This is a genomic window from Amycolatopsis orientalis DSM 40040 = KCTC 9412 (genome assembly GCF_000478275.1).
GTDB classification, from domain to species: domain Bacteria; phylum Actinomycetota; class Actinomycetes; order Mycobacteriales; family Pseudonocardiaceae; genus Amycolatopsis; species Amycolatopsis orientalis.
Window position 1 is genome coordinate 74292 of record NZ_ASJB01000055.1, and the last position, 19045, is coordinate 93336.

Here is a 19045-nt window from a genome sequence, read left to right on the forward strand (position 1 = left end):
CACCCGAAAAGGGGCGGTACCGCGCAAGCGGTGCCGCCCCTTTCGCGTGCGGAGGGCCAAGTAGCCTGCAGGGGTGCTGAGGACCCTGCTGGTGACCAACGACTTCCCGCCCCGGCCAGGCGGTATCCAGAACTACCTGAACTCGCTGGCCACCCGCCTGCCCGCAGACGACCTCGTCGTCTACGCGCCGTCCTGGGAATCGAGCACCGGCTCGCACACCGAGTTCGACGCCGCCGCCCCGTTCGAGGTGGTCCGGCATCCGACGTCCCTGATGCTGCCGACACCGGACGTTCTCAAGCGGGCCAAGGAGATCATGCGGGCCCGCGACTGCGAGGCCGTCTGGTTCGGCGCGGCCGCGCCGCTCGCGTTGCTGGGACATTCGCTGCGGTCGGCAGGCGCCCGCCGGGTGCTGGCGTCGACGCACGGCCACGAGGTCGGCTGGTCGATGCTCCCGGGGTCACGGCAGGCGTTGCGGCGGATCGGCGACACCGTCGACGTGATCACCTACGTCAGCAAGTACACGCGTTCCCGCTTTTCGGCCGCTTTCGGCCCGATGGCTGGCCTGGAGATGCTCCCGTGCGGCGTCGACACCGCGCTGTACCGGCCGGACGCCGCCGCGGGCAAGGAGATCCGCGATCGGCACGGCCTCGGCGACCGTCCGACGATCGTCTGCGTCTCCCGGCTGGTGCCGCGCAAAGGCCAGGACATGCTCATCCGGATCCTGCCCGAACTCCGCAGGCAGATCCCGGACGTGGCGTTGCTGCTCGTCGGCGGCGGTCCGTACCGCAAGACGCTCACCGGCCTCGTCGACGCGCTGGGGGTCGGGGACAACGTCGTCATCACCGGATCGGTGCCGTGGAAGGAGTTGCCCGCGCACTACAACGCCGGTGACGTCTTCGCGATGCCGGCCCGGACGCGCGGGAAGGGCCTCGACGTCGAGGGGCTCGGTATCGTGTATCTGGAGGCTTCGGCGACCGGGCTGCCGGTCGTCGCCGGGAATTCCGGCGGTGCCCCGGAAACGGTGCTGGACGAGGTCACCGGGCATGTCGTCGACGGCCGTGACGAACAGCAGCTGAGGGAGACGCTGGCCGCGTTGCTGGCCGATCCGGTGCGGGCGCGGCGGATGGGCGCCGCCGGTCGCGAATGGGTCGCCGGGAACTGGCGCTGGGACACCATGGCGAGCAGGCTTTCCGGCCTCCTCGACGGCGACCCGGTCGCGGCGGTGCGGTAAGGGCCGTCAGGGCTCGTAGCGCGCGGGGTGGTTCGGGTCGTCGACGCGGACCACCACGTCGGACAGTGCCGTCGGATCGACTTCCTGTTCGTACCGCTCGTAGGCGGGCAGCGCCCACCGGTCGGGCACCCGCCGTTTGAGTGCGGCGGGTGAAAGCCACAGATGCACGCTCAGGTCGAACGCGAGGCCCGCGCCGAACAGGAACTCGCCGTCCAACAGGACGACACCGCCTTCGGGCAGTTCGACGCGCTCGGCACGGGTGGCGCGATCGCGGACCGGGTCCCACAGCGAGGGGAGGACCCGCCCGCTGCCGCCCTCGGCGAGGGGATCGAGCACCTCGCGGCGAAGGGCGCCGAGGTCCAGCCAGTCGGTGTAGCGCGCGTCGGGGTCTTCCTTGCCGCGTTCGAAGCGCAGCGAGGCGGGGCGGAGGAAGTCTTTCGCCGAAATCCGCAACACCGCGTGACCGGCGACGCGCAGGGGATCGACCAGGGCGTCGGCGAGTTCTGTGGTGTTGGTCGCACCGGCCGCGCCGTCGACGGCGACCGCGATCCGGCGGCGGGCCGTGATCGCCGTGATGCGTTCGGTCAGTTCGGAGACCAGCAGAGTGGGAGAAATCGGACGGTAGCGCACGGAAAGAGATCCTCCACCCGGACCGGTGAACCTCGCACGGTACACCCGGTGGGAGGATGGGCCGGTGACGAAAGCAGTGGCCAAAACAGCCGGAAGTGGTTGGCAGGTAGGCGTTTCCCAAACCGTGCCGTACAGCGGCGCACAGGTGTGGGACTTCCTGGTCGGGCGCGAGGGTGTGGGGATCTGGCTCGGCCCGGGTGCCGAACTCGGCAGTGAGCTGGGCGCGCCCTACGAGACGGCCAACGGGACGACCGGCGAGATCCGCGGCCGTTCCGAGGGTGACAAGCTCCGGCTGACCTGGCGGCCGAAGGACTGGGATCACGACTCGACCCTGCAGATCACGGTGAGGGGCACCGAGCAGAAGACCACGCTCCGCTTCCACCAGGAATGGCTCGCGGGCGCCGACGAGCGCGAGGAGCAGCGGGCATACTGGACCGAGGTGACCGAGCGAGTGGTGGCCGCGCTGGCCGAACGCTGACCGGCGCGCCGGGGGAGGCGTACCGATGCAGTCATCCGAAGAACCGAGGCAGCTGACAGAGGATTTTCTCCAGGACCCGCACCGGATCTCCGCGCTGCTGCGGGAGGAAGGCCCGGCTCGCAAGGTCCGGATGCCGCGAGGCTTGAACGCCTGGATCGTCACCGGGCACGCCGAGGCCCGCGCGATCCTCGCGGATTCCCGGGTCGGCAAGGACCCGGCGGCCATCCAGCGGCTCTTCGAACGCGACGGTTTCGAATCGGCCGGTGACAGCGCGGTCCGCGCACTCGGCGGGCATATGCTCAACTCGGACCCGCCGGATCACACGCGGCTGCGCAAACTGGTCAATCAGGCCTTCACCTCGCGCACCGTTTCCCGGCTGCGGCCGAGGATCGAGCAGATCACCGCGGAACTGCTGGACGGGATCGGTGACGCGGAGCGCGTCGACCTGCTGCCCGCTTTCGCCGTTCCCCTGCCGATCCAGGTGATCTGCGAACTGCTCGGCGTGCACGCGGGCGACCGGTCGTCGTTCGCGCGGTGGTCGAACACGATGCTCGCCTGGTCGACGCCGGAGGACCTCCAAGCCGCGGCGGCGAAGATGCACGCGTATCTCGTCGACCTCATCGCCGAAAAGCGCGCGAAGCCCGCCGAGGACCTGCTTTCGGGCCTGATCCACGCCAGTGACGAAGGCGATTCGCTCTCCGGCGAGGAATTGCTGGCGATGGCGTTTCTGCTGCTGGTGGCGGGCTTCGAGACGACGGTCAACCTGATCTCGAACAGCGTGTTCGCCCTGCTGCGCCGGCCGGACCAGCTGTCGGCGCTCCGCGCCGATCCCGCCCTGCTGCCCGGAGCGGTCGAGGAGTTCCTGCGCTACGACGGCGCGATCCACCTGGCGACCATCCGGTACACCGCCGAACCCGTCCAGGTCGGCGACGTCGAGATCCCGGCGGGCGAGTTCGTGTTCGTCTCCCTGCTCGGCGCCAATCGCGACGCGGAACGCTTCCCGGACCCGGACCGGCTGGACGTCACGCGGTCGGCGACCGGGCATCTCGCGTTCGGTCACGGCATCCACTACTGCGTCGGTGCCCCGCTGGCCCGCCTGGAGGCGGAGATCGCTTTGCGTGGCCTGCTGGAGAGGTTCCCTCGGCTGGGCCTGGACGCCGAGCCGGAAACCTTGCGGTGGCGGGAAAGCGCCCTGGTCCACGGTCTGGAGACCCTCCCTGTGCGCCTGCGCTGAGAAGGGCGTGTCGTAGGGTCGCGGGATGGACGCCGCAGAACTCCTCGCGCTCGACGCGGAACACGTCTGGCACCCGTACGGGCCGATGCCGAGCACGATCGACTCCCTGCTGGTCCGCGAGGCGAGCGGTGTCCGGCTCACCCTCGACGACGGCCGCGAACTGATCGACGGCATGTCGTCCTGGTGGGCGGCGATCCACGGCTACCGGAATCCGGTGCTGGACGCGGCGCTGGCCGACCAGGCCGGCCGGATGAGTCACGTGATGTTCGGCGGGCTCACCCACGAACCGGCCATCAGGCTGGCGAAGACGCTGGTCGATCTCAGCCCGGAGGGCTTGCGGCACGTCTTCCTGTGCGACTCCGGGTCGGTGTCGGTCGAGGTCGCCGTCAAGATGTGCCTGCAGTACTGGCAGTCGGTGGGGCGTAAGGAGAAGCGGCGCCTGATGACCTGGCGCGGCGGCTATCACGGCGACACGTTCACGCCGATGAGCGTCTGCGACCCCGACGGCGGGATGCATTCGCTGTGGCGCGGCATCCTGCCGGACCAGCTGTTCCTGCCCAAACCGCCGGGCGAGTTCGGCGACGAACCGGATCAGGAGTACCTCGACCTGCTCGCGGCCGGGATCGAGCGGCACGCTGGCGAACTGGCCGCGGTCATCGTCGAGCCGGTCGTGCAGGGTGCCGGCGGTATGCGGTTCCACCCGCCCGCGTACCTACGCGCGCTGCGCGAGATCACCGAGGCCAACGACGTCCTGCTCATCTTCGACGAGATCGCCACCGGTTTCGGCCGCACCGGCCGGATGTTCGCCGCCGAGCACGCCGGGGTCACGCCCGACGTCCTGTGCCTCGGCAAGGCGCTGACGGGTGGTTACCTGACGATGGCGGCCACGTTGTGCACGCCGCGGATCGCCGACGGCATCTCCCGCGGGGAACTGCCGGTGCTCGCGCACGGGCCGACGTTCATGGCGAACCCGCTGGCCTCGGCGGTGGCCAACGCCTCGCTGGGGATCCTGGCCGAAGGCGGCTGGAAGTCCGACGTCCCGCGGATCGAGGCCGCGCTGAAGGCCGGGCTCGAACCCGCTCGCGAGCTGTCTTCGGTCACCGACGTGCGGGTGCTCGGCGCCATCGGCGTGGTGGAGCTGGACCACCCGGTGGACATGGCGGTGGCGACCGAGGTCCTCACCGCGAACGGGGTCTGGCTGCGGCCGTTCCGGAACCTGATCTACGCGATGCCGCCCTACATCTCCGGCGCCGAGGACCTCGCGGAGATCACTTCCGCAATGGTCTCGGCCGCACAAAAAGCGTAAAAACGGCAAAGTTCACCATAAAGAGTGTGACGGCAGCCACAGGAAACCTGGAAGGCCACGCTGGGTACAGCGCGTGATCATGTGTTGATCTTGGTCAGGCGAACGGGCGAGTCCGATCGAGACCTTTTCGGGGTGGTATGTCGCAAAAGGCCGGTATGCCCTAGTTCTTGGGCGCACAAGCAAACCTGAGAAACCTTTGCGTAGCGGACTTTTCGGCGCGGATCCGGTTTCCTGCCCCCATGATCGACATCGTTGGTGACGAGCACGACACCGGGCCTCCGGGCCGCCGCCGCTCCACTTCGACCCTCCTGAGCACCCTCCGCCACGACATCCCGGCCTCGGTCGTCGTCTTCCTCGTGGCCGTTCCCCTTTCCCTCGGCGTGGCACACGCCGCCGGGGCACCCTTGCTCGCCGGACTCATCTCCGCCGTCGTCGGCGGACTCGTCGCGAGCCTCTTCGGTGGTTCCGCCCTCCAGGTCAGCGGACCGTCCGCCGCGCTGACCGTCGTTCTCGCGGAGACCATCGCCACCTTCGGCTGGGCCGCCACCTGCGCCATCACCGCCGCGGCGGGCCTGGTCCAGATCCTCTTCGGCGTCAGCCGCTTCGCCAGGGCCGCGCTGGCGATCTCGCCGGCGATCGTGCACGGCCTGCTCGCCGGGATCGGCCTGATCATCGTCCTCGGCCAGTTGCACGTCGTGCTGGGCGGAGCGGCGCAGGGTTCCGCGATCGCGAACGTCCTCGCGCTGCCGGGCCAGATCGTCGGCCACCACGACCAGGCCGCCCTGGTCGGCGTGGTCACCGTCGGCGTCCTGCTGGCGTGGACCCGGATGCCGCGTTCGGTGCGCCGCGTCCCCGGTCCGCTCGCCGCCGTCGCCGTCGCCACCACCCTTTCCGTCGCGGCCGGCATGGACCTGCCGCGCGTCGACCTGCCGAACGGCTTGCCGGGACTGGGTTTCGTCCCCGAAGCGCCGTCCGGTTCCTGGGTGGCGATCACCGGCGCCGTGCTCTCCATCGCGCTCATCGCCAGCCTGGAAAGCCTGCTTTCCGCCCTCGCCGTGGACAAGCTGCGCGACGGGCCCCGCACCGACCTCAACCGCGAACTGATCGGACAGGGGCTGGCGAACATCGCCGCCGGATCGCTCGGCGGGTTCCCGGTCACCGGCGTCGTCGTCCGCACCATGACCAACTTCGAAGCGGGCGCCCGCACCCGGATGTCGGCGATCCTGCACAGCGCCTGGATCCTCGGCTGCTGCCTGTTCCTGGCGGGCGCGCTGCGACTGATCCCGCTCGCCGCGCTCGCCGGGCTCCTCGTCTACGTCGGCGCCAAACTGGTCAACGTCACCAGCCTCCGTGAGGTCCGCCGCCACGGCGACCTCCCCGTCTATCTCGCGACCCTGACCGGCGCGGTCGCCGTCAACCTGCTCACCGGGGTCGCCGCGGGGATCGCGGTGTCGCTCGCGCTCATGCTGCGCCGGATGCTGTTCTCCGGCATCCACATCGAACCGGACGGCGCGCGGACCCGCGTCGTCATCGAAGGCGCGCTCACTTTCCTTTCCGTGCCAAGGCTCACGACCGTCCTCGCCGGAGTCCCCGAACGGTCCGAAGTGACGCTGGAACTCTTCGTCGACTATCTCGACCACGCCGCTTTCGACTGCTTGCGCGGGTGGCAGCGCGCGTACGAGCGGACCGGCGGCGTGGTCGTCGTCGACGAGATCGGGCATCCGTGGTTCGAGCGCGGCAAGGCGGGCGTGCCGACCGTGCGGCGCGGTGTGGCGTCCCGGGTGGTGCCGCGCTGGCTCGCGCCGTGGTCGGAATGGCAGGCGGAGCACCTCGAATTGCCGGGCCAGCGCGGCGGCAGCGTCCCGTTGTGCCGTGGTGCTTCGGAATTCCAGCGGCGGACCGCGCCGCTGCTGCGGCGGACCTGGGACGGGCTCGCGCACGGGCAGGCGCCGCATACGCTGTTCATCACCTGCGGCGACGCGCGGATCGTGCCGAACCTGATCACCACGAGCGGGCCGGGGGATCTGTTCACCGTGCGGAACATCGGGAATCTCGTCCCGCCGGCCAGTGCCGATGGGGATTTCTCGGTGGGGGCGGCGATCGAGTACGCCGTCGGGCTGCTGAGGGTACGGGAAGTGGTGGTGTGCGGGCATTCCGGCTGCGGTGCGATGAAGGCGCTGCTCGGCGACGCGCCGGCCGGGCTCACTCAACTCGGCGGCTGGTTGCGCCATGGCGAGGAAACGGTGCGGCGCAGGGGAAGCGAGGGGCCGGTGCTGCTCGACGGCGCCCGTCCCGGCCATGAGGCCGATCAGCTCGCGCTGCACAACGTGGTGCGGCAGCTGGAAAACCTGCGCACGTACCCGGTGGTCGAGGCCGCGCTGGCCCGCGGTGAACTCCGGCTGACGGGAATGTACTTCGACGTCGGGAAGGCGAGCGTGTACCTGCTCGACGCGGCGCACCGGTCGTTCACCTCGGCCGCTTCGCCGGTGAAGTCCTGACTCCTCCGGAAGCGCGTGAAGGCCTCCTTCCCTCGGCTCAGCCGAGGGAAGGAGGCCTTCACGCGCAACGCGGCTTGGGCGGGTGGCCGATCGATAACTCCCAGGATCCGGGACGGGGCGGGGCTGTTCGAAACGCCCGGGACATCTCCCGGTAACAAAGCAGCCCGAAAGTGGGCCACGCCACCCAGTTGTAGGACGATATTCACTCGATCAGGTGGTGCATAGCGGACAAATCACCAGTTTCCTGGTGATCATGTTGGTGTCCTCGAAACGACCTCTCGCCGTGCTCCGGCACGACCTGCCCGCCTCGTTGGTGGTGTTCCTCGTCGCCGTCCCGCTGTCACTCGGGATCGCGCTCGCCTCCGGGGCACCGATCGTCGCCGGGCTGATCGCGGCCGTGGTGGGCGGTGTGGTCGCCGGCGCGCTCGGCGGCTCCCCGCTTCAGGTCAGTGGCCCGGCCGCCGGGCTGACGGTGATCATGGCCGAAACGATCGCGACCTTCGGCTGGGCGACCACCTGCGCGATCACCGTCGCCGCGGGGGCGCTGCAGATCCTGCTCGGGCTGAGCCGCATCGCCCGCGCGGCACTCGCGATCTCGCCGGCCATCGTGCACGGCATGCTCGCCGGGATCGGCGTGACCATCGTCCTCGGCCAGCTCCACGTCGTACTGGGCGGCTCGGCCCAGAGCTCCGCGCTCAAGAACATCGCCCAGCTGCCCGCGCAGATCGTCGGCCATCACGACACCGCCACGCTGATCGGTGTGCTCACCATCGGCATCCTGCTGCTGTGGCCGCGGCTGCCCGAGTCCGTCCGGAAGATCCCCGGCCCCCTGGCCGCCATCGCGGTGACGACCGTGCTGTCCGTCGTCGCCGGGATGACCCTGCCCCGCGTCGACCTGCCCGGTGACCTGCTCAACATCCGCTTCGCCCCCGAGTTCCCGGACACCGGATGGGGCGCGTTCGCCATCGCGGTCATCACCATCGCGCTGATCGCGAGCGTGGAGAGCCTGCTGTCGGCCGTCGCGGTCGACAAGATGCACACCGGGCCGCGCTCGAACCTCGACCGCGAACTGATCGGCCAGGGCGCCGCGAACATGACCTCCGGCGCGCTGGGCGGCCTCCCGGTCACCGGCGTGATCGTCCGCAGCTCGACCAACGTCGCCACCGGGGCCCGCACCCGCGCGTCCGCGATCCTGCACGGGCTCTGGATCCTGGTCTTCGTCGCCGCGTTCGCCGGGCTGATCCAGAACATCCCGCTCGCGGCGCTGGCGGGCCTGCTCGTCCACGTCGGCGCGAAACTGGTCAACCCCGGGCACATGCGCCAGGTCCTCAAACACGGTGACCTCGGGCTGTACCTGGTGACGCTCGCCGGTGTCGTCGTCTTCGACCTGCTCACCGGCGTGCTGCTCGGCATCGCGCTGTCGGTCCTGCTCATGCTGCGGCGCACGGTGTGGTCCGGGATCCACGCCGAACGCCACGGTGACGAGTGGCGCGTCGTCGTCGAAGGCGTCCTCACGTTCCTTTCGGTGCCGAGGCTGAGCCGGGTGCTCGCGACCGTGCCCAACGGCGCGAAGGTGACCTTGGAGCTTGTCGTCGACTACCTCGACCACGCCGCTTTCGAAAGCCTTTCGAACTGGCAGCAGGCGCACGAACGGGCAGGCGGCGAGGTGGTCGTCGACGAGATCGGGCATCCGTGGTTCGCCAACGGCAAGTCCGGCGATCCCACCCTGACCCGGACGGACGCGGTGCGTTCGGTGCCCCGGTTCCTCGCGCCCTGGTCGGACTGGCAGGCCAAGGACGTCGAGGTGCCCGGCCAGCGCGGCGGGCCGACCCGTCGCGGGGCGACCGAGTTCCAGCGGCGCACCGCCGCGCTCATGCAGCCCGCGCTCAGCAAACTGGCGGGCGGTCAGTCGCCGCACACCCTGTTCATCACCTGCGGTGACGCCCGGATCGTGCCGAACATGATCACCACCAGCGGTCCCGGCGACCTGTTCACCGTCCGCAACATCGGGAACCTGGTGCCCGCGCGCCAGGCCGACCCGTCGATGGGCGCCACCGTGGAGTTCGCCGTCGGCGTGCTGAAGGTGCGCGAGATCGTGGTCTGCGGGCATTCCGGTTGTGGCGCGATGCAGGCGCTGGCCACCGGTGCCCCCGACGGCGCGCCGATGCTGGCCTCCTGGCTGCGGCACGCCGAGCCGAGCGCCAAGCGCAAGGTCACGGTGACCCTCGACGGCGAGCGGCCGGAGTCCGAGGTCAACCGGCTGGCGCTGCAGAACGTGCTCCAGCAGCTGGACCACCTGCGTCACTATCCGCTGATCGCCGAAGCGGAGGCGCGCGGCGAACTGCACCTGACCGGGATGTACTTCGACGTCGGGGCGGCCCAGGTCTACCTGACCGACGACGGGAGCCCGTCCTTCGTCCCGGTGGGTGCCGTGACCGCTTCCGGGAGCTGAAGGACGCCTTCCCCGCATGCCATGAGGTAAAAGGGCCCTTCACCTGATCACATGAGGCGAAAGGGCCCTTCGCCCGATCACATGAGGCGAAAGGGCCCTTCACCCGATCGCATGCGGGGATGGTCCCCTTCAGCTCCCCTCCAGCCCGACCCACTAGATTCAGCTCACGTGAGCATGCTGGTCATGACCGGCACCGGAACCGGTGTCGGCAAGACGATCTCCACCGCCGCCATCGCCGCCCTGGCCGCCGGCCAGGGCCAGCGCGTCGCCGTGCTGAAACCGGCGCAGACCGGGGTGGGGCCGGACGAGCCCGGCGACCTCGCCGACGTCCTGCGCCTCGCCGGTCCGGTCACCACGCGCGAGCTGCGGCGATACCCGGATCCGCTGTCACCGGAAGCCGCCGCGCGGTTGTCCGGGCAGCCGACGTTGTCCCCGAGCGAGATCGCCGCCGCCGCGAGCGATCTCAACGGCGAGCACGACCTCACCCTCATCGAGGGCGCGGGCGGCCTGCTGGTCCGGTTCGACGCCGACGGCGCCACGCTGGCCGACGTCGCGTGGTCGCTCGGCGCGCTGGTCATCATCGTGGCCGAGGCGGGGCTGGGCACGCTCAACGCGACCGCGCTCACCGCCGAGGTCGCGACCAGGCGCGGGCTCACCGTGGCCGGGGTGATCATCGGCTCGTGGCCCGACGAACCGGATCTGGCCGCGGTGTCGAACCTGCGTGACCTGCCGGTCGCCGCCGGCGCCCCGCTGCTGGGTGTGCTGCCCGCCGGGCTGGGCACGGCCGGGCGGGAGGAGTTCGCCGCGCGGGCCAGGGCGGGTCTCTCGCCGTGGTTCGGTGGGGAGTTCGACCCGGAATGCTTCGTCGGCAGCGCCTCCGCCCAGAAGTGACCTTCATCGCTGTGTGAGAGCCTTCCGGTCGTGCACGATGATGTGTCTTCGCTTTGACGCCCCACCCGAACAGGAGCCGCCCCGTGACCACAGCCCCGGAGACCGTCGACATCCTCGCCGTGGCGCGTGACCAGGTCCTCGAGCGTGGCGTCGGGCTCGCCGAAGAGCAGATCCTCGAAGTGCTGCGGCTCGGCGACGAGCACCTGACCGATCTGCTGGCGCTGGCCCACGAGGTCCGGATGCGCTGGTGCGGCCCCGAGGTCGAGGTCGAGGGCATCATCAGCCTCAAGACCGGCGGCTGCCCGGAGGACTGCCACTTCTGCTCGCAGTCCGGCCGGTTCCCGACGCCGGTCCGTTCGGCGTGGCTGGACATCCCCGGCCTGGTCAAGGCCGCCCGGCAGACCGCCGAGACCGGCGCGACCGAGTTCTGCATCGTCGCCGCGGTCCGCGGTCCCGACAAGCGGCTGCTCTCGCAGGTGCGTGAGGGGATCAAGGCCATCCGCGAGGACGGCAACGACATCCAGATCGCCTGCTCGCTCGGGATGCTCACCCAGGAGCAGGTCGACGAGCTCGTCGAGATGGGCGTGCACCGCTACAACCACAACCTGGAGACCGCGCGCTCGCATTTCGCGAACGTCGTCACCACGCACACGTGGGAAGAGCGCTGGGAGACCCTGCGCATGATCCGCGAGGCGGGCATGGAGGTCTGCTGCGGCGGCATCATCGGCATGGGGGAGAGCATCGAGCAGCGTGCCGAGTTCGCCGCGCAGCTGGCCGAGCTGAACCCGGACGAGTGCACGATGAACTTCCTCATCCCGCAGCCGGGGACGCCGTACGAGGGCTACGAGGTCGTCGAGGGCAAGGACGCGCTGCGCACCGTAGCCGCGTTCCGGCTGGCGATGCCGCGTCCGCTGCTCCGGTTCTCCGGCGGCCGCGAGCTGACCTTCGGCGACCTGGGCACCAAGCAGGGCATGCTCGGCGGCATCAACGCGATCATCGTCGGCAACTACCTGACCAACCTCGGCCGCCCGGCCACCGCGGATCTGGAGATGCTCGAAGAGCTGAAGATGCCGGTGAAGGCGATCAGTGACGTCCTCTGACCGACCGGCGTTCTGCGTCCACTGTGGACAGCCGTCCGACGGCGGCGCGGAACATCCCGCCTGCCACAACCCGAGAACGGCGCTCGAACCGCCGCGCTACTGCACGTTCTGCGCGCGGCGGATGGTCGTCCAGATCACCCCGGTCGGCTGGACCGCGCGGTGCAGCCGCCACGGCTCGCTCTCCGGCTGACTCGCGTTTCGTCCTCTTGATGCGGTAGTTGCACGCGCAAGTACCGCATCCAGAGGACGAAACGCGTGAGAGAGGGGTGCGACGCGGTGCCGGGTTGCGTGCGCTGGGGGCGTCATTGGTTACGCTCTGCACAAGCAGCGTGAGGGAGGAGTCCGGGTTGGGCGAGACGTCGGGCAAACCGGCACACCTGTCTTCCAGCGTGCCCGACCCCTGGTCGGTGCCCATGCTGCCGAAGCCGCGCCGCCCGCATCCCAAGGTCGTCGTCAAGGCCGATCTGCTGCCGGCGGTCAGCGTGCTGTCCACGGCCGGGCTGCTCGGCTTCCCGCTGGCGTGGCTGTGGTCGCGGCTCGCGCCGCCGCAGCGCATGCGGGTGATCAACGCCGAGGGCGGCCTCGCGCCACTGGAACTGGAGAGCTGGCACCGCTTCGACGACCTCGCCATCTACGGCTTCCTCGCCCTCGCCGCCGGGCTGCTGGTCGGCATCGTGACCTGGCTCCTGCGGGAACGCCGTGGCCCGGTCGTGCTGATCGCCGCCACCGGTGGCGCGACTCTCGCGGGCTGGCTCGGCACGACGATGGGTGTCTCGTTCGCCAACGGCCGCTACGAGATCGGGGCGGCACCAGCCGTCGGCGACGTCATCCTGAAGGCGCCGCAGATCGAGTCGACCTGGATCATGCTCGCGGCGCCGCTGATGACCACGCTGGCCTACACGCTGCTGACCGCGTGGAACGGCCGGGAAGACCTGGGCCGCCGCCTCGGCTGAGTTTTCCTCTAGGGTGGGCCGGGACTTCTCTAGGGGGCTTTTCTTGACTGACGACATCGAGGTTTCCCGGCACAACGCCGTCCGGTTCCCCGGCATCAGCCCGCGGGCCTACGAACATCCCGTCGACCGCGGCGCGCTGGCCACCCTGCGCGCGGTTCCCGGATTCGCGCAGGTCGTGAAGGCGGTTTCCGGTTTCTACGCCGAACGCGGCGAGCGGCTCATGGCGCTGGCGTCCGCGATCCGGGTCGGTCCGAAGCAGTACCCGGAACTGGACAAGCTGCGCAACGAATGCGCCGAAACGCTCGACCTCGACCGCGTGCCGAACCTGTTCGTCGCCCGCAGTCCCGAGGTCAACGCGCAGACGATCGGCATGGACGAGCCGTTCATCGTGCTCAACACCGCGGCCGTCGAGGCGATGGACCTGGCGTCGCTGCGGTTCGTGATCGGGCACGAGATGGGGCACGTGCTGTCCGGGCACGCGGTGTACCGCACGATCATGATCCGGCTGATCGGCCTGCAGATGTCGATGTCGTGGACGCCGGTGAGCGCCATCGGCATCCGCGTCGTCATCGCCGCGCTGCGGGAGTGGTACCGCAAGGCCGAGCTGTCCTGCGACCGCGCCGGGCTGCTGTGCTCGCAGGACCCGACGGCGGCGCTGCGATCGCAGATCCTGGTCGCGGGCGGCGTCGACCCGGCGAAGATCGACATCCCGGCGTTCCTGCAGCAGGCCTCGGAGTACGAGTCGGTCGACGACATCCGGGACAGCTACCTCAAGCTGCGCTACGTCGAGACGATGTCGCATCCGCTGGCCGTCGTGCGCGCCGCGCAGCTGCAGAAATGGGCCGCCTCGGAGGAGTACCGGACGATCCTGGCCGGCGAGTATCCGCGTCGTGACGCCGACTCGCCGTCCTCCACCTGGACCGACGACCTGAAGTCGGCCGCGAAGTCGTACAAGGACTCCTGGAACAGCTCGGCCGACCCGCTGACGAAGGTGTTCAGCGACGTCGGCGAGGCGGTGTCCGGGGCGGCGGGCAAGGTGTGGAGCAAGTTCGGCGGCGGCAACGGTTCGGACGACGAAGGTCCTGCCCAGGAGTCCGGCAAGTAGGGTCTCGCGCGTGCCATGAAAGGTCCTTTCCTTGCAAAATTTGCAAGGAAAGGACCTTTCATGGCGCTTGAGGGGTTCAGTCTCGAGGGGTTCAGTTCAGGTTCGAAGGGCGGGTGAACTCGCCGAGTTCCCCCGGCGGCATCGGCACCGCGCCGAGGGTGTTCAGGAACCCGGCCTCCCGCGTCAGCAGGCGGCACGCGATCCGCAGCCGCCGCAGCGGGTTGGTCTCCTCGAGCAGGTACTGCCGGTCCTCCAAGGGGAGCAGGCAGTCCGCGGTGAGCCGGTAGGCGAGGGCGGCGATGTCGCCGTCGTCCGGCGGCGTGGTCCAGTCGTCGGCGTGCCAGGCGGACTCGCAGTAGCGCCGGTGCGCGGCCTTGGCGACGTCGGCGAGCCTGGTCACGGTCTCGCCGGGCACGGTGGAGACCCGGTCGTCGGGCACCCATTCGACCGAACCGATCAGGTAGGGCGCCGAAACCCGGTCGAGTTCGAGCAGGCGGAACCGGCGCCGCGCGGTGGTGACGACGTCGAATCTGCCGTCCGGCAGCCGTTTTGCCTCGCGCAGCACCGTGCTGCAGCCGACCTCGTGGACGTGCTCGGGCCCGCTGACCTCCCTGATCACCGGCGTGCGCAGCGCGATGACACCGAATTCGCGGTCCGGGATGACGTCGCCCACGAGATCCGTCATCAGCTGCCGGTAACGCGGTTCGAAGATGTGCAACGGAAGGTGTGTTCCGGGCAGAAGCACTGTCTGTAGCGGGAACAGCGGCAAGATCGCCTTCCCGGTGGACTCCTCGCTCGGCTCGGTCACCCGTTCAAGGTACGGGGACCGCGAGGACTTCGCAGGACGGTCACTTCCCGGCGGGCGGGCGGAACACCGCGAACGGGTCGGTGATCTGCATCCCCTTGCCCGCGAAGGAGAAGAGCGCCGCCGGACGGCCACCGCTGCGGCCGGGCGGCGCGGTGTGCCCGGTGGGGACGAGCAGCCCTCGCCGGGACAGCACGCGTTGCAGATTCGTCGCGGACACCCGGTAACCCAGCGCTGCCGAGTACAGCCGCCGTAACGCCGATACGGTGAACTCTTCCGGGGCGAGCGCGAACCCGAGATTCGTGTAGCAGAGCTTCGAACGAAGCCGGTCCCGCGCGCGCAGCACGATGGACTCGTGGTCGAACGCCGTTCGCGGCAACGCGGAGACGTCGTGCCATTCGGTGTCTTCCGGGATCTCCGGGTCCACATCGGACGGTACGAGGCCGAGGAACGCCGTCGCCACAACGCGTGGCCCAGGCACCCGGTCCGGCGCGCTGAACACCGCCAGCTGCTCGACGTGCTTCAGCTGGCAGATGTCGACCTTCTCGGCGAGCTGCCGCCGGATCGACGCCTCGACATCTTCGTCCGGGCGCAGCCTGCCGCCGGGAAGGGACCAGCGGCCCAGATGCGGATCGAGCGCACGACGCCACAGCAGGACCCGGAGTGTGTCCGAGCGCACTTGCAGGACCGCTCCCAAAACCTCGTGGGCGAGGGGGGTCTGGGTGTTAAGATGACTTCGCACGGTTTTCGATTATAAGGCGAAAACCGACAGTGGACAAATCGGTCCGGAGGGCCAGAACGATGACGAGCATCCTGCAGAACGACCTGACTCCCTACGGTGGCGTCGTCGCCGACGCGGCCTGGGCGGAGGAGGTGCGGAGCCTCGCTCGCAAGCGCGACGCCGTCCTGCTCGCGCACAACTACCAGGTCCCCGAGATCCAGGACATCGCCGATTTCACCGGTGACTCCCTCGCGCTCAGCCGGATCGCGGCGAGCAGCGACGCGTCCACCATCGTCTTCTGCGGCGTGCACTTCATGGCCGAGACGGCGAAGATCCTGGCGCCGGAGAAGACGGTCCTGATCCCGGACGCGCGGGCGGGCTGCTCGCTCGCGGACTCGATCACCGGCGAGCAGCTGCGCGCCTGGAAGGCCGAGCACCCCGGCGCGGTCGTCGTGTCCTATGTGAACACCACCGCCGAGGTCAAGGCGGAGACCGACATCTGCTGCACCTCGTCGAACGCCGTCGACGTGGTCGCCTCCATCCCTGCTGACCAGGAGGTTCTGTTCCTGCCGGACCAGTTCCTCGGCGCGCACGTCAAGCGCGTGACCGGCCGCGAGAACATGCACATCTGGGCCGGGGAATGCCACGTCCACGCCGGGATCAACGGTGCCGAGCTGGCCGAGCGGGCTTCGGAGAACCCGGACGCCGACCTGTTCATCCACCCGGAATGCGGCTGCGCGACGTCGGCGCTGTACCTCGCCGGGGAGGGCGCTGTCGCCCCCGAGCGGGTCAAGATCCTCTCGACCGGCGACATGGTCCACGCCGCCCGCGACACCAAGGCGAAGTCGGTGCTCGTGGCCACCGAGATCGGCATGATCCACCAGTTGCGCAAGGCCGCGCCGGAGATCGACTTCCGCGCGGTCAACGACCGGGCGTCCTGCCGGTACATGAAGATGATCACGCCCGCCGCCCTGCTGCGGTCGTTGCGTGAGGGTGCCGACGAGGTCCACGTCGACGCCGAGACCGCCGCCCGTGCCCGCGCTTCCGTGCAGCGCATGATCGAGATCGGGCAGCCTGGCGGCGGAGAATGACCGACCCGGTTACCGCCCTTCAGGCGAAAACTCACCCGGTGTGGGAGGCCGCCGCCGATCTCGTGGTGATCGGCAGCGGGGTCGCCGGTCTCACCGCCGCGCTGCGCGCGCGGGAACTCGGGCTGCACGTCCTGGTCGTCACCAAGGCGGCGGTCTCCGACGGGAACACCCGCTGGGCACAGGGCGGGATCGCGGTCGTGCTGGAGGGTGAGCACGAGCCGGGCGACTCGGTCGGCAAGCACGCGGCGGACACGGTCACCGCGGGCGCTGGGCTGTGCGACCAGGACGCCGTCCGCTCGATCATCGACGGCGGCCCGGCCGCGGTGGCCAGGTTGAGGGCGGAGGGCGCCCGCTTCGACCCGGCCGTCGAAGGCCATGAGGAACTGGCGCGTACCCGGGAAGGCGGGCACAGCGCGTTCCGTGTCATCCACGCCGGTGGCGACGCGACCGGCGCGGAGGTCGAGCGGACGCTGGTCGCGAAGGCCGGCGACCGGCGGATCCCGGTGCTGGAACACCACATCGCCGTCGACGCGATCCGCACCCCCGCCGGCGAGGTCGTCGGCGTGACCGTCCTGGACCACAACGGTGTGCCCGGTGTCGTGCGGGCACCGGCGGTGCTGCTGGCCAGTGGCGGGCTGGGGCAGCTCTACCAGGCGACGTCGAATCCGGAGATCGCCACGGGGGACGGGCTGGCGCTCGCGTTGCGCGCGGGGGCGCAGGTCGCGGACGTCGAGTTCGTCCAGTTCCACCCGACGGTGCTGTTCACACCCGGTGCGCGCGGCCGCCTCCCGCTGGTCACCGAGGCGGTGCGCGGTGAAGGCGCGACCCTGCACGACGCGACGGGTGCTTCGGTCATGCGCGGGGTGCATCCGCTCGGTGATCTCGCGCCGCGGGACGTCGTGTCGGCGGCGATCACCCGCCGGATGGTGCAGGCGCCCGGCGGAATCGACGACCACGTTTTCCTTGACGCTACAGGGATCTCCGGGTTCGCCAAACGCTTCCCGACGGTGCACGCGGCGTGTGCGGCGATCGGGCTGGACCCGGCGACGGAGCCGATCCCGGTCACGCCCGCGGCGCATTTCGCCTGCGGCGGAGTGGTGACCACTGTGGACGGACGTTCCGGTGTCCGCGGCCTCTACGCGGCGGGTGAGGTCGCGAGGACCGGTCTGCACGGCGCGAATCGCCTGGCCTCCAACAGTTTGCTCGAAGGCCTGGTGGCCGGTCGGCGGGCGGCCGAAGCGGTCGCGGCGGATCTCGCCACCGGCAGGCTCGCCGACCCGCGCCGCGGCGTGCTCGTGCCTCCGGCGGAGGTTCCGGTGGCCGACCGCGACGCGCTGCAGCGCGCGATGAGCCGCTACGCCGCGATCGGCCGGGACGCAGAAGGTCTTTCGGTCGTCGGTTCAGTGCTGGATCTTTCGGTGATCGAAAGTCCTTTGTGGACGCCTCGGATCGTGGAAGACGCGGCGCTCACCCTGGTGGCGGAAGCACTGGTCGCGGCGGCCGCGCGCCGGACGGAGTCCCGCGGCTGCCATGTGCGGACCGATTTCCCCGAACGCGACGACAACGTCTGGCAACGCGGCCAGCTCATCCGGCTCAGCCCGTCGGGGCAGCCGGTGCTGGCCGATCCGATCGCTTTGGAGGGTGTGGCATGAGCGAATTCTCCCCGTGGGTCACCAAGGCGCTGGCCGATCACGGTCTCGACGTCCTCGATGTGCACCGTGTCGTCACGACGGCCTTGACCGAGGATCTGCGGTACGGGCCCGACGCGACGACGAACGCCACCGTGCCCGAATCCGCGAACGCGCTGGCCGAACTCACGCCGAGGACGGCGGGCGTGGTCGCCGGGATCCCGGTGGCGCTCGCGGTGTTCGACCTGGTCCTCAGCAAGGACCTGGAGATCCTGGCCGCCCGCGACGACGGTGACCGGCTGACCGCCGGCGAGCCCGCGCTGGTGGTGCGCGGTCCGGTGCGCGGTCTGCTCACCGCCGAACGCACCGCGCTGAACCTGCTGTGCCACCTCTCCGGCATCGCCACCGCGACCGCGGCTTGGGTGTCCGAAGTGGACGGTACCGGTTGTCAGGTTCGCGATTCCCGCAAGACCCTGCCCGGACTGCGCTTGCTGGAGAAGTACGCGGTCCGTGCGGGCGGCGGGGTGAACCATCGGCTCGGCCTCGGCGACGCGGTGCTGATCAAGGACAACCACGTCGTCGCCGCCGGTTCGGTGACCGCGGCGCTCGCCGCGGCCCGTGCGCACGCGCCCGAACTGCACTGCGAGGTCGAGGTCGACGACCTGACCCAGCTGGAGGAGGCGCTCGCCGCGGGGGCCGACGAGGTGCTGCTCGACAATTACACGCCGGACGAATGCGCGAAGGCCGTCGACCGGCGCGACGAGGTCTCGCCGAAGACCCGGCTGGAATCCTCGGGCGGACTCCGGCTGGACGTCGCGCGGGCCTACGCGGAGTCCGGTGTGGACTTCCTCGCGGTCGGCGCGCTGACCCACTCCTCGCCCGCCCTCGACCTCGGGATGGACCTGCGCTGACCTTCGGCAGT

Annotated in this window: 17 protein-coding genes; 14 read left to right on the top strand and 3 right to left on the bottom strand. The window is 70.1% G+C overall.

Annotated features, from left to right (window positions below):
• Nucleotides 1-73 precede the first annotated feature (73 nt).
• Entirely contained in the window at nucleotides 74-1231 is a 1158-nt protein-coding gene (locus L324_RS18105) for a glycosyltransferase family 4 protein (protein ID WP_173426380.1), read from the top strand.
• Between the two features lie 6 nt (nucleotides 1232-1237).
• On the opposite strand, the gene L324_RS18110 is transcribed toward L324_RS18105, so the two are convergent.
• Nucleotides 1238-1861, bottom strand: coding sequence for a nucleoside/nucleotide kinase family protein (locus L324_RS18110; protein ID WP_037309426.1), 624 nt, complete (start codon nucleotides 1859-1861; stop codon nucleotides 1238-1240).
• Nucleotides 1862-1985: 124 nt separating this feature from the next.
• Between L324_RS18110 and L324_RS18115 the strand changes: the two genes are divergently transcribed.
• The 10 genes from L324_RS18115 (at nucleotide 1986) to L324_RS18160 (ending at nucleotide 13878) form a co-directional block, all read left to right on the top strand.
• Complete coding sequence (locus tag L324_RS18115; RefSeq protein WP_081736386.1) at nucleotides 1986-2339, top strand: SRPBCC domain-containing protein; 354 nt, start codon at nucleotides 1986-1988, stop codon at nucleotides 2337-2339.
• Between the two features lie 25 nt (nucleotides 2340-2364).
• A complete protein-coding gene (locus L324_RS18120) occupies nucleotides 2365-3573 on the top strand; it encodes a cytochrome P450 family protein (protein ID WP_037309431.1) in 1209 nt (402 codons plus the stop codon).
• 25 nt (nucleotides 3574-3598) lie between these two features.
• On the top strand, nucleotides 3599-4879 hold the full coding sequence (locus tag L324_RS18125) for an adenosylmethionine--8-amino-7-oxononanoate transaminase (RefSeq protein ID WP_037309435.1): 1281 nt from the start codon (nucleotides 3599-3601) through the stop codon (nucleotides 4877-4879).
• A 239-nt stretch (nucleotides 4880-5118) separates the two neighbouring features.
• The gene (locus L324_RS18130; RefSeq protein ID WP_037309437.1) at nucleotides 5119-7377 is read left to right on the top strand and encodes a bifunctional SulP family inorganic anion transporter/carbonic anhydrase; all 2259 of its coding nucleotides are present in this window, start codon (nucleotides 5119-5121) and stop codon (nucleotides 7375-7377) included.
• A gap of 253 nt (nucleotides 7378-7630) precedes the next feature.
• On the top strand, nucleotides 7631-9829 hold the full coding sequence (locus L324_RS18135) for a SulP family inorganic anion transporter (RefSeq protein ID WP_152546898.1): 2199 nt from the start codon (nucleotides 7631-7633) through the stop codon (nucleotides 9827-9829).
• Between the two features lie 174 nt (nucleotides 9830-10003).
• Nucleotides 10004-10720 (top strand): dethiobiotin synthase, encoded by a 717-nt coding sequence (gene bioD / locus L324_RS18140; protein ID WP_173426381.1) that lies wholly within the window; start codon nucleotides 10004-10006, stop codon nucleotides 10718-10720.
• Nucleotides 10721-10803: 83 nt separating this feature from the next.
• Nucleotides 10804-11820, top strand: coding sequence for a biotin synthase BioB (bioB, locus tag L324_RS18145; RefSeq protein WP_037309442.1), 1017 nt, complete (start codon nucleotides 10804-10806; stop codon nucleotides 11818-11820).
• A complete protein-coding gene (gene bsaP, locus L324_RS18150; protein WP_037309445.1) occupies nucleotides 11807-12010 on the top strand; it encodes a biotin synthase auxiliary protein BsaP in 204 nt (67 codons plus the stop codon). Before bioB ends, bsaP begins: the two co-directional genes overlap by 14 nt.
• Before the next feature lie 157 nt (nucleotides 12011-12167).
• Nucleotides 12168-12773: a DUF2567 domain-containing protein gene (locus L324_RS18155; RefSeq protein WP_037309452.1), complete on the top strand. Its 606-nt coding sequence runs from the start codon at nucleotides 12168-12170 to the stop codon at nucleotides 12771-12773.
• 43 nt (nucleotides 12774-12816) lie between these two features.
• On the top strand, nucleotides 12817-13878 hold the full coding sequence (locus L324_RS18160) for a M48 family metallopeptidase (protein WP_037309455.1): 1062 nt from the start codon (nucleotides 12817-12819) through the stop codon (nucleotides 13876-13878).
• 91 nt (nucleotides 13879-13969) lie between these two features.
• Here L324_RS18160 and L324_RS18165 read toward each other — a convergent pair whose 3' ends face one another.
• A complete protein-coding gene (locus L324_RS18165; protein ID WP_037309457.1) occupies nucleotides 13970-14686 on the bottom strand; it encodes an LON peptidase substrate-binding domain-containing protein in 717 nt (238 codons plus the stop codon).
• 40 nt (nucleotides 14687-14726) lie between these two features.
• Complete coding sequence (locus tag L324_RS18170) at nucleotides 14727-15362, bottom strand: NUDIX hydrolase (protein ID WP_037309459.1); 636 nt, start codon at nucleotides 15360-15362, stop codon at nucleotides 14727-14729.
• A gap of 122 nt (nucleotides 15363-15484) precedes the next feature.
• On the opposite strand from L324_RS18170, the gene nadA reads away from it, so the two are divergent.
• The 3 genes from nadA to nadC are packed head-to-tail and all read left to right on the top strand — an operon-like array spanning nucleotide 15485 to nucleotide 19034.
• Nucleotides 15485-16495, top strand: coding sequence for a quinolinate synthase NadA (gene nadA, locus L324_RS18175; RefSeq protein ID WP_037309462.1), 1011 nt, complete (start codon nucleotides 15485-15487; stop codon nucleotides 16493-16495).
• Nucleotides 16492-18147, top strand: coding sequence for an L-aspartate oxidase (locus L324_RS18180; RefSeq protein WP_081736387.1), 1656 nt, complete (start codon nucleotides 16492-16494; stop codon nucleotides 18145-18147). The genes nadA and L324_RS18180 overlap by 4 nt, the downstream gene beginning before the upstream one ends.
• Entirely contained in the window at nucleotides 18144-19034 is an 891-nt protein-coding gene (nadC, locus tag L324_RS18185; protein ID WP_037309466.1) for a carboxylating nicotinate-nucleotide diphosphorylase, read from the top strand. Before L324_RS18180 ends, nadC begins: the two co-directional genes overlap by 4 nt.
• Nucleotides 19035-19045 lie beyond the last annotated feature (11 nt).

Excerpts from the sequence above, each read along its gene's own strand:
- L324_RS18125 (WP_037309435.1), top strand. The coding sequence starts at position 3,599 with ATGGACGCCGCAGAACTCCTCGCGCTCGACGCGGAACACGTCTGGCAC.
- L324_RS18130 (WP_037309437.1), top strand. The coding sequence starts at position 5,119 with ATGATCGACATCGTTGGTGACGAGCACGACACCGGGCCTCCGGGCCGC.
- nadC (WP_037309466.1), top strand. The coding sequence starts at position 18,144 with ATGAGCGAATTCTCCCCGTGGGTCACCAAGGCGCTGGCCGATCACGGT.
- nadA (WP_037309462.1), top strand. The coding sequence starts at position 15,485 with ATGACGAGCATCCTGCAGAACGACCTGACTCCCTACGGTGGCGTCGTC.
- bioD (WP_173426381.1), top strand. The coding sequence starts at position 10,004 with ATGCTGGTCATGACCGGCACCGGAACCGGTGTCGGCAAGACGATCTCC.
- L324_RS18135 (WP_152546898.1), top strand. The coding sequence starts at position 7,631 with ATGTTGGTGTCCTCGAAACGACCTCTCGCCGTGCTCCGGCACGACCTG.
- L324_RS18180 (WP_081736387.1), top strand. The coding sequence starts at position 16,492 with ATGACCGACCCGGTTACCGCCCTTCAGGCGAAAACTCACCCGGTGTGG.
- L324_RS18120 (WP_037309431.1), top strand. The coding sequence starts at position 2,365 with ATGCAGTCATCCGAAGAACCGAGGCAGCTGACAGAGGATTTTCTCCAG.